The organism is Cyclobacterium xiamenense, from assembly GCF_009467825.1.
Classification (GTDB): Bacteria; Bacteroidota; Bacteroidia; order Cytophagales; family Cyclobacteriaceae; genus Cyclobacterium; species Cyclobacterium xiamenense.
Map to the genome: position 1 here is coordinate 1 of NZ_WIOK01000073.1, position 1,573 is coordinate 1,573.

1 protein-coding gene is annotated in these 1,573 nt (G+C 39.9%); it reads right to left on the reverse strand.

Features of this window, described 5'->3' with window-relative positions:
- Positions 1-11 precede the first annotated feature (11 nt).
- Positions 12-1,328, reverse strand: coding sequence for an IS4 family transposase (locus tag GCU44_RS22875; RefSeq protein ID WP_154859706.1), 1,317 nt, complete (start codon positions 1,326-1,328; stop codon positions 12-14).
- Positions 1,329-1,573 lie beyond the last annotated feature (245 nt).

Genomic DNA, 1,573 nt, shown 5'->3' on the forward strand with positions numbered 1-1,573 from the left:
GGCCATAGCCGTCAAGCTAAGCACTTAATCTGTTGATTTAAAGACATTTTGTCTTTCTTTTTCTCAAGTTTGAGGATTTTGGATGCTATTTCTGTAAGATCATCCATGAGAACGATTATTTTTCTGGGCGTTTTTATGGCTTCCATCAACCTGTCGGAGAGGTTTAGTATAAACTTGAAATATTTCCAGACACTGCAAAGGTGTTTATTCTTCGATAAAACCCTTTGTTGCAGCCAGTTGAATATGTTTAGGTTGAGAACTATCCATATCAACTTTCCGTAAAGCTGGCACTCAAATCTGTGAATATTGGAAGTATTGAATTCGTGGATCGTGGCCTGGGATTTCCAGACCTTGAAAAGTAGCTCTATCTGCCATCTTATCGAATACACCTTTCTGATATTCTGGGCATCCAACATTTCGGAAGGCACATTGGTAACCATAATATTGAGCCGGGCTCTGGTTTTAAATGCTTCAGAGACTACATTTCCCGTCGATCTGGCCTGTTTTTCCGTTTTGCGCAATCTTTTCTGATAGGTATCCTCATCAGTCAGAGATACCACTGCCCGAACAGGCAACCTTTCCTTTTTGCCTAGAAAGACTTCAACTTCCATAAAATCGAGACCATACTTTTTGAGTTTGTGCAAATACTTTCTGATATCAACAGGATCCTTTGAGTTCTTGTCCGGATAGAAGTTGGTTTTTGGTGCCAGACGGTTGACAAAAAAAGCTTTGGCTGAATCGACCATGGACATGAATTTCAGTGTGCAATATCCCAAATCTCTCAGGAAAAGGTCGCTTTCGCGAATGTCGTGAGTAAAATCGGATGAATCAGACTGATCATTCAATACCCCTTCGGTGAGCCTAAGATCCAAACTCTGCCCGCTGAGAAAATCATATTCATACTGGATGCTGATCATGGATGAGGAATTGTGGAGCACCCCCCCGTAACCTTTATACTTACTGGAAAATGAAGCCGGGAGGGCAAATTTTGTTGAGTCCTTAATCCTTATTCTGTTGAATTTGCTTTTCAGGGCATTGGAATCTCCCTTGTAACGGATCTTCTCTGACACTAGCAGGTCAAGACAGTTTTTCAGAAACCTAACGGCACTTGCGTTGAAGCGCAGATGGAGAGACTGTTTGGTAATCTTTAGTCTGAAATCCCTGTAAAGAAAAGATGCCATGTCAAGAAGGCTGAAATGTTTCCCTCTGTGATAGGCAAACATGAGACTGAAAAGAAACTGGAAGCCATCAAACTTGGATTTCCTGATGCAGAATCCGGACTCCCGGGCCATAGAATTAATATTGTCTGAATCAAAGATAGAATTGATTTTTTCCTTTAATTTTCTTTCTTTTTTTCGTAAATATCTTTGATTTTTATTCCTTAGTTCATAATAATATGACTATATTTAATAAAGAAAAAGGCGGAAAACGGGCATGTTAAGCCGCCTTTTTCAACTAAAAAAACAGACACAAATATGAACAAAAGGAAGAAAGATCCCAAAGGGGATCTACTGTTTTTTCCAAAATAACCTGACCTTTAGGGTTTTACGTCCTTAAACTGACGGCTATGGCC